The sequence below is a fragment of the Psychrobacter sp. SHUES1 genome, from assembly GCF_001652315.1.
Lineage (GTDB): Bacteria > Pseudomonadota > Gammaproteobacteria > Pseudomonadales > Moraxellaceae > Psychrobacter > Psychrobacter faecalis.
In genome coordinates, this window is record NZ_LXWA01000050.1 from 23,956 (window position 1) to 31,697 (window position 7,742).

General features: G+C 42.9%; 8 protein-coding genes. 3 read left to right on the plus strand and 5 right to left on the minus strand.

Annotated features, from left to right (window positions below; translation table 11 throughout):
* Positions 1–62 precede the first annotated feature (62 nt).
* Entirely contained in the window at positions 63–1,127 is a 1,065-nt protein-coding gene (locus A7325_RS06730) for a polyprenyl synthetase family protein (RefSeq protein WP_068406065.1), read from the minus strand.
* A gap of 617 nt (positions 1,128–1,744) precedes the next feature.
* Here A7325_RS06730 and rplU point away from each other — a divergent pair.
* From rplU to lolA, 3 genes are all read left to right on the plus strand, one after another.
* The gene (gene rplU / locus A7325_RS06735; protein ID WP_025652795.1) at positions 1,745–2,056 is read left to right on the plus strand and encodes a 50S ribosomal protein L21; all 312 of its coding nucleotides are present in this window, start codon (positions 1,745–1,747) and stop codon (positions 2,054–2,056) included.
* Between the two features lie 91 nt (positions 2,057–2,147).
* Positions 2,148–2,405 carry a 50S ribosomal protein L27 gene (gene rpmA, locus A7325_RS06740; RefSeq protein WP_055123782.1) on the plus strand — a complete coding sequence of 86 codons (258 nt, stop codon included), beginning with the start codon at positions 2,148–2,150 and terminating at the stop codon, positions 2,403–2,405.
* A gap of 350 nt (positions 2,406–2,755) precedes the next feature.
* A complete protein-coding gene (gene lolA, locus A7325_RS06745; RefSeq protein ID WP_068406067.1) occupies positions 2,756–3,442 on the plus strand; it encodes an outer membrane lipoprotein chaperone LolA in 687 nt (228 codons plus the stop codon).
* Between the two features lie 119 nt (positions 3,443–3,561).
* Here the strand turns inward: lolA and scpB are convergent, their stop codons facing one another.
* The 4 genes from scpB to A7325_RS06765 all read right to left on the minus strand — a co-directional run bounded on the left by scpB (position 3,562) and on the right by A7325_RS06765 (position 7,454).
* Positions 3,562–4,107, minus strand: a complete 546-nt coding sequence (gene scpB, locus A7325_RS06750; protein WP_068406071.1) for an SMC-Scp complex subunit ScpB — start codon at positions 4,105–4,107, stop codon at positions 3,562–3,564.
* 24 nt (positions 4,108–4,131) lie between these two features.
* Positions 4,132–4,980, minus strand: a complete 849-nt coding sequence (locus tag A7325_RS06755; RefSeq protein ID WP_068406088.1) for a segregation and condensation protein A — start codon at positions 4,978–4,980, stop codon at positions 4,132–4,134.
* Between the two features lie 126 nt (positions 4,981–5,106).
* A complete protein-coding gene (locus A7325_RS06760) occupies positions 5,107–6,186 on the minus strand; it encodes a tryptophan--tRNA ligase (protein ID WP_068406074.1) in 1,080 nt (359 codons plus the stop codon).
* Positions 6,187–6,350: 164 nt separating this feature from the next.
* Positions 6,351–7,454: a lysophospholipid acyltransferase family protein gene (locus A7325_RS06765; protein ID WP_068406077.1), complete on the minus strand. Its 1,104-nt coding sequence runs from the start codon at positions 7,452–7,454 to the stop codon at positions 6,351–6,353.
* Positions 7,455–7,742 lie beyond the last annotated feature (288 nt).

A 7,742-nucleotide genomic window follows, 5' to 3' on the forward strand; every position in this document is an offset into this window, starting at 1 on the left:
GCTTAAACATTTTAAGCATCAATAATATTTTTAAGCATCAATAATATGTTGGCTAGCAATATTTACACTAACCGCGCGCTGGCAAGTTCAGTCAGCTGATATAGCCCTTGACGGTAGCGGTTGTCAGGTAAGCTGCTTAGCGCTTGCTGAGCCAGTTTGGTTTCTTCCAAAGCACGCTGTTTACAGTATTCAAGCGAACCTGACTGACGGACGAGCTCGATAAGCTGCTCAGCGTTTGGTGTTTTACCCGTTTGCACCGCAAGTCGTAATTGCTCATAGCCTGCTTTATCGCTGTCTTTTAATAGTTCAAGCGCTTTAATGGTGGGCAGCGTAGGTTTGCCTTCTGCCAAATCATCGCCCAAATTCTTGCCCATCACTTCACTATCGCCACTGTAGTCGAGTACATCATCGACGATTTGAAAAGCGTTACCGAAATGCTGACCAAAATCAGCCAATGCTTGCAAGTGCTCGGTTTTATTTTGCAAAATAGCCGCGCCTTGGGTCGCCATCATAAATAAGCGCGAGGTTTTGCCATCGATAATATTGAGGTAGTCTTGTTCAGTGGCTGCAGGGTTATGCTGATGCTGTAGCTGTAAGACTTCGCCCTCAGCGATATCACAGGTGCCATCGGAGAAGACCTGCAATAACGGCAAGCTTTGAAAACCAACCAACAAGTTAAAAGCGCGAGCAATCAAATAGTCGCCGACCAGCACAGCAGTGGCGTTGTCCCAAGTGGCATTAGCCGTTGGTTTGCCACGGCGCTGACCTGACTCATCAATCACATCATCATGTACCAAGGTTGCCGTATGCAGCATCTCAGTAATCGCCGCCAGATGCATCGCTTGTTGCGATGGCTCGTCGCTAAACATGCGCGCGCACAATAAGGTAATCAGCGGGCGCATACGTTTGCCGCCAGCATTAATCACATGCTGCGAAACGCTCATCACCAATTGGACTTTAGAATTCAAGCTGCCAAAGACTTGCTTATCCATAATCTCAAAATCGTTAGCAACGATACTTTGGATATCAGCATAGCTTAGCGTATCGGCAGAGCTTGGCGTACTGGTTAGAACGTTTAATGGCGTGGTCGAGGTTGCGGCGGCGTTCGATAAAGAATTACTGGTCATAATGAGTCGTCATACCAATGAAAAAAATGAAAAATGAGTTTAGATAGCGGTCTATTTATAATAATGCTTGCAGCAAATAATAGTTAGGCTAGCGTTTGACGCATAATAGCATAGCTGTTTAGGTCAATGGTTGATTTAAGTATAGCAGAAAGTAAGTTAGGACTTTTAATATAGCGACGTGTTGTCCTTTTGATTTCTATCATTTTTAAAAGTTAACTGGTTAGATTTTTTTAATTAGTCACTTATGTTAGCAACATTTTATTAATAATAGTCGTTAATAAGGTTTATATTTACAAAAACCTGTAAGTCACTGATAATATAAGCTATAATAGCGGCTGTTGGATTTTAACCCATTCGCGTTCGTTATAGTATATCTACATAGAGCGGTTTATCTTAACATCGGTAGTCACTACCTTTGTCAGTGAAATCTATCGCTTTTTTTGAGAATTATATCAATCGCTATGATTGTTATTACCACCTTGCAAAAACAAGAGGCGCGGCTTGCTTTTATGAGCAAAAAGCCGTAAAATCTTGCCTTTAATTTTTCCCTGTCGTGTTCGTTATTGAAGCGTTGATATAACATCAGCCACGGCACACGGGTTAAACGGAGTCAGACAATGTACGCAGTAATCAAAACTGGTGGTAAACAGCACCGTGTTGTGGTCGATGAGCTTTTAAAAGTTGAATTACTAAAAGCAGAAAAAGGCGAAACAATCAAATTTGAAGACGTATTGATGGTTGTTGACGGTGAAACTGTCAAAATCGGTCAACCTATCGTTGAAGGCGCTAGCGTAGAAGTTGAAGTAGTTGAGCATGGTCGCGGCGAAAAAATCCGTATCATCAAACACAACCGTCGTAAGCATTATCACAAAGAGCAAGGTCACCGCCAATGGTATACCTTGTTAAAAATCAAAGCGATTAATGCCTAATTATTCACTTAGCAATGACTGCTAAATAGCGCACTAAATGCTTAAGAGTTGTCGCATTAGCGATAAGTCACATTAACAAGGAGATTTTCTCATGGCACATAAAAAAGCTGCCGGTTCGAGCCGTAACGGTCGTGATTCAAACCCAAAAATGCTAGGCGTTAAAATCTTTGGTGGCCAAGCTATCACAGCTGGTAACATCATCGTACGTCAACGTGGTACAGAATTCCACGCAGGCGAAGGCGTTGGCATGGGTCGTGACCATACTTTATTTGCACTAAATGACGGTGTGGTAAAGTTTGCGACCAAAGGTAAATTCAACCGCCGTTATGTTATGGTTGAAAGCGCATAGTTGCCCATCTAGATTATTTAGTTATTAACTAACATAATCCGATGACTAAAAAAGCCCTTATTACCCTTTGGTAGTAAGGGCTTTTTTATGGCGCTCATTTACATGAAAAACAGCTAAAGCAAAGAATAAACAGCGCCATATTCTGTGTAACGCTGTCGGTTACAAGCGCGTATGGCAACGGTAGTAATGATTGCAAATCATGACTAGGCGCGTAATAAAAAAACTGGCACACTGTCTGCATTGTTTACTGACGTCGATTTTTTGGCGCGAGATAAGCACTTATTGAAAACAAAAATTTTAATTAACACGTATTATTTTTATGCTATTTTGCATTTGAGAGAGGATTTATAATGACTGTATTATCAAAAAAAACTACTTTAAAACAAAAATTAATGGGTGGCGCTTTAACAGGCTTATTGATGACTGCACTTGGGGTGGCAGCGCCGATGGTGGCATTGACCCAAACGGCAAGCGCTGCTCCTGCGGATAATTTAACGGCCGCTAAACGTTTAAATAAGCTGTTAAGCAACACCAAAAGCATGACCGCTAATTTTAGCCAAACCACCAAAGGCGCGAATAGTGGCACTTTTAGCGGTACCATGAGCGTCCAGCGTCCAAATAACTTCCGCTGGGAAACCAAATCACCGTCAGAACAGCTCATTGTGGCGAATGGTAGCTCAATGTGGATTTATGACAAAGATTTGGAACAAGCGACAAAGCAAAATGTCGATAGCCAAGTAGGTAACACGCCAGCGTTATTGTTATCGGGTGATCCAAGTAAGATTGATAAAAACTTTAAAATCACCCAGCCTTATGCCAATAAAAACTACTATGTGCTCTATCCAAAATCAGATAGCGCCAGCTTTAAGAGCTTATCGATGAGTTTTAGCGGCGGCAAACCTGTGATGATGGTGCTGAATGATACGCTAGGACAAACCACGACGATTAAGTTTAGCGGTATTAAAATGAACCCAAGTATCAATAGCAGTCAGTTTAAATTCACGCCGCCAAAGGGCGTTGATATTATTAATCAATAATTCTTTTACTGATTGAGCCTATAAAAAAAGGACACGCTTATAAAGCCTGTCCTTTTTTATTGCTATAAGTCCAAGATATACAGATTTTACTTTAATCGATAAGAAATAACGACTTGCTACTAAGACAAAGCTTTGATGGCTTCCATATCGGGCAGTGGCGGTAGCTCATCTAAACTGGTTAATCCAAACGCATCTAAAAATTGCGCTGTGGTATGTAGCAGTGCAGGGCGCCCCAAAGTTTCTTTATAACCTTTCTCTTCAATCCAGCCTTTATCAAACAGTTGACGCAAGATATTACTTGATAGCGTCACACCGCGCACGTGCTCGATATCACTACGGGTCACAGGCTGCTTATAGGCGATGACACTTAAGGTTTCAAGCAGGGCTTGGCTCAGGCGCTCTTGACGCTGAGGAAAGACACGCTGGATTAATGCACTATAGTCGTCGGCAACTTGCAGTCGATAGCCGCTAGCCGTTTCATGTAAGGTCAGCACACCAGTATCCAAACGTTGTTGTAATAGCGCTAACGCTTGCGTAAGCTCTTTAGTGTTTAATGACAGATATTTTTTTAAAATACTGGCAGTCAGGGGCGCTTCTGAAGCGTGAAGGAGTACTTCGATATGCTTGCTGATTTCTTCTAAATCTTGATTTTGCTTATCTGTCATTGCACGTATTCTCTGTTAAAACCATTAAGCTAGCCACTGTAACGTTAATTGTCCTATATGGCGGTCTACAGCAGACTGATTGTCAGCAGCTGGTTGGAGCTCTGAATGATTATTTACGACACCAACCAACTGCCGTTTCATCAGCTCAAGTACGGCGACAAAACTGACTACGACGCCTATCTTACCTTGGGATTTATCCAGTAGTTCATAAAACGAGCGCGCACCATCCGTGCTTAGTTGTCTGCTAATACTAGCGATACGATCAGAAAGAGGCACTGCATCAACTTTGATATTATGTATTTGATAGTCGGGCTGTAACTGCATTTTAAATAAGCTATCAATCAAAAGGTTTGGCGAATAATTGGGCAGTTCGGCATTCATAACGTCTAGACTTGGCACACTGACCAGCGCCAAAAATACATCGCGCTCGAGACGTACCAGATTGTCCAAACGTTGACTGGCCACTTTGATTTGCGCATATTCTTCAAGGCGTTCAATCAGCTCAGCTTTTGGGTCGCGCTCATCGCTTGGCGTTTCAGGCCTTGGTAGTAGCAGCTCGGTTTTAATGGCAATCAAGGTCGACGCCATCAGCAGATAGTCACCGGCCAATTCAAAATGCTCGGTATCTAGCTCACTAATATAAGCCAAATACTGCTCAGTAATCGGCAATATCGGCATTTGGGTGAGATCGACATTATTCTTTTTGACCAGATATAATAAAAAATCTAAGGGTCCAGCAAATTGCTCAAGCCAAATGGCAAAGGCTTGCGGTGGTACATAGAGATCTTCTGGTAGATGCTGCACTGGCGTCTGATAAATACGCAGCGCCATATCATTATTGATTGAAATACGATGTTTGCCATTGTTATCCATAAACTTAGCGTTTTTATGCAGGCTTACGGAAAACGCGGCTTTTGGTAAAGCCGCTGTTTCATTTTTCAATACTGTCTGCACCTTTAGCATCCGCCCTGATTACTGTGAGTAAAAGTAATCAAAGACTTACTTAAGCTTAGCAAGGGGGCGAATACCAATAGCGCGGCGCGTCTTATCGAGCTGTTTACGGCTATGGCGACGGGCTTTTTCTGCGCCCATTTGTAAGATTTCTTCTAGCTCTTTTGGATTGGCCATCAGTTCCTCATAACGAGCACGGAATGGGGCAATCTCGCTATTGATTTTATCAAACAATGCTTGCTTGGCATCGCCCCAGCCAATACCAGCTGCATATTGATCACGCATATCAGCAATCTCCGCAGGCGTTGCAAAGGCTTTATAAATCTCAAAAAGGGCAGAATCATCAGGGTCTTTCGGTTCAGCAGGCAGTTGTGAGTTGGTGACAATCTTCATGATGGCTTTATGCATTTGCTTTTCAGGACTGACTTGTGGATTAGGGTCACCGAATAGAGGAATGGTGTTGCCATAGCTCTTACTCATTTTGCGACCATCAAGTCCTGTCAATAGCGGGATATCTTCATCAACAACCGCTGATGGTAGCGTAAAGAGAGGTTTATAACGATGGTTAAATGTACCAGCGATATCACGTGCCATCTCGATATGCTGTACTTGGTCACGACCGACGGGTACATGAGTCGCATTAAACATCAAGATATCGGCCGCCATCAGCACTGGATAGCCAAATAGACCCATATTGATCCCTTGATCTGGATCAACGTCGGCTTTTTCGGTATTGATATCGACAGCCGCTTTATAAGCGTGCGCGCGGTTCATCAGCCCTTTGGCGCATGAGCAATTTAAAATCCATGCAAGCTCTGGAATCTCTGGCACATCAGATTGACGATAAAAGGTCACACGTTCAGGGTCAAGACCACAGGCAATCCATGTCGCGGCAATGATTTTGGTCGATTCATGAATGACAGCAGGGTCATAACAGCCGATAATGCCATGATAATCGGCCAAAAAGAAAAAAGCCTCATCATCACTGTCTTGAATCGATTGAATGGCTGGGCGAATGGCGCCAACGTAATTACCTAAATGAGGAATGCCCGTCGGTTTGATGCCGGTTAGGATACGTTTACTTTCTTGTTTAGAACTGTCTACAGCTGTGTCAGTTTGAGTACTCATGAAAAATCCGTTATTTTATTTCTCACATCGTTATTTATGCAGGTGAGTTATTGATATGAGTGAGTTATTAAAATAGATAAGTTATCGAGGTAAATAATAGAGCTGATAAAATATCAGCTGCAAAGTATAGCAAATTTCGCAGCTATTTTTTGGGGAATCAAAACCTACTTATAAATATCGGTACGACCGTTAGGGCTGTTTTTAAAGCGACGATGGAACCACATCCATTGGGTCGGATCGATACGAATCAAGCCTTCTAGCACCTCGTTAATGCGGGTCGCGTCGGCAACCTCGTCATCGCTCGGATAGTTCTCTAGCTCTGGCGTAATGGTCAAATGATAATGCGGACGTTTGCCCTTTGGTAGGTTATCAGGCGTTTGCCGATAAGTATGCAGGGCCATGATTGCCGGTGGGTTTTGCTTGTCACCCAATTTTGCCATCCGCCGAGAAGCAGTAATAGTAGCAGCGGGCACACCAAAGAACGGCGCCATGACACCTTGCTTAAGACCATAATCTTGGTCAGGTGAGTACCAAATCACATGTTTAGCTTTAATAGAATTAACAAGACTACGCATGTCACGGCTGGCAATCTGCTTGCCAAAAATCTTAGTACGTCCGTTATAAATGAACCAATCAAGAAGCGGATTGTTTTGCGGGCGGTACATACAATCGGTGGCAAAAAACTGCGTGCAGAGCATGCCGCCAAGATCGAGCATCGTATAATGGGCCCCAAGTAAAATCACAGGTCGACCTTGGTTTTGGGCATTCACTAGGTGCTGTAAGCCCGAGATAGAAACCGTACGGGTAAAAATATTAGGACGATACCAAGCGCATAAGGTCTCGAACACCCCAATACCTTGATTGACAAAAACTTGCTTTGCCATCAGTTCGCGCTCAGCTTCGGGCTTTTCTGGAAAAGCCAATCTTAAATTAATTAAGGTATCACGTCTGCGCGAGCCGGCTAGTTTATAGATTGAAATACCCAGTTTACGACCCAACCAAAATTGCCAACGCAGTGGCAGATATATCATCGGCATGATAATTGCCAATAACAGCCAGATACCCCAATACTTTGGTAATAAAAACTGCCACTGAAAGGGTTTCTTTTCTGCTTGCGCCGTTTGCTTATGCGTTTGCGTAATTGTAGGCATGCCAGCAGGAATGGCGGGCGACTTAACCATTTCACTCTGTTTATTATGCTTACCTGTAGGCGGCGGCATATCCGTTTTTGATGGGTTACTAGGATCGTATTGTTCGGGGGCTTTCATAATGAGCACAGTGTAATAAAAGTTATTATTATGATGGGGGAGCACGGCTAAGTTTGCAAGCAGGATTTAATAAACTAACGACAACGAGAGCTAAGGACTTTAAACTATTAGGCATTTAAACAATATAGTCAAAATATCCTAAAAACACTACGGTACTGCTGATATCAATTTTTTGTAGCCTCTGTCTGCGCAGGCACAGCAAGCAAGAAAAATGGATATCAGCAGTGCGTGATGTATCGATATTACTTTTCACTCACTATAGAGTTAAAACAGCAGCGCTAAAAAACA

What these genes read in the sequence shown, in the direction of transcription:
- A7325_RS06730 (WP_068406065.1), bottom strand. Translation starts at nt 1,127, where the DNA reads ATGACCAGTAATTCTTTATCGAACGCCGCCGCAACCTCGACCACGCCA.
- rplU (WP_025652795.1), top strand. Translation starts at nt 1,745, where the DNA reads ATGTACGCAGTAATCAAAACTGGTGGTAAACAGCACCGTGTTGTGGTC.
- rpmA (WP_055123782.1), top strand. Translation starts at nt 2,148, where the DNA reads ATGGCACATAAAAAAGCTGCCGGTTCGAGCCGTAACGGTCGTGATTCA.
- lolA (WP_068406067.1), top strand. Translation starts at nt 2,756, where the DNA reads ATGACTGTATTATCAAAAAAAACTACTTTAAAACAAAAATTAATGGGT.
- scpB (WP_068406071.1), bottom strand. Translation starts at nt 4,107, where the DNA reads ATGACAGATAAGCAAAATCAAGATTTAGAAGAAATCAGCAAGCATATC.
- A7325_RS06755 (WP_068406088.1), bottom strand. Translation starts at nt 4,980, where the DNA reads ATGGATAACAATGGCAAACATCGTATTTCAATCAATAATGATATGGCG.
- A7325_RS06760 (WP_068406074.1), bottom strand. Translation starts at nt 6,186, where the DNA reads ATGAGTACTCAAACTGACACAGCTGTAGACAGTTCTAAACAAGAAAGT.
- A7325_RS06765 (WP_068406077.1), bottom strand. Translation starts at nt 7,454, where the DNA reads ATGAAAGCCCCCGAACAATACGATCCTAGTAACCCATCAAAAACGGAT.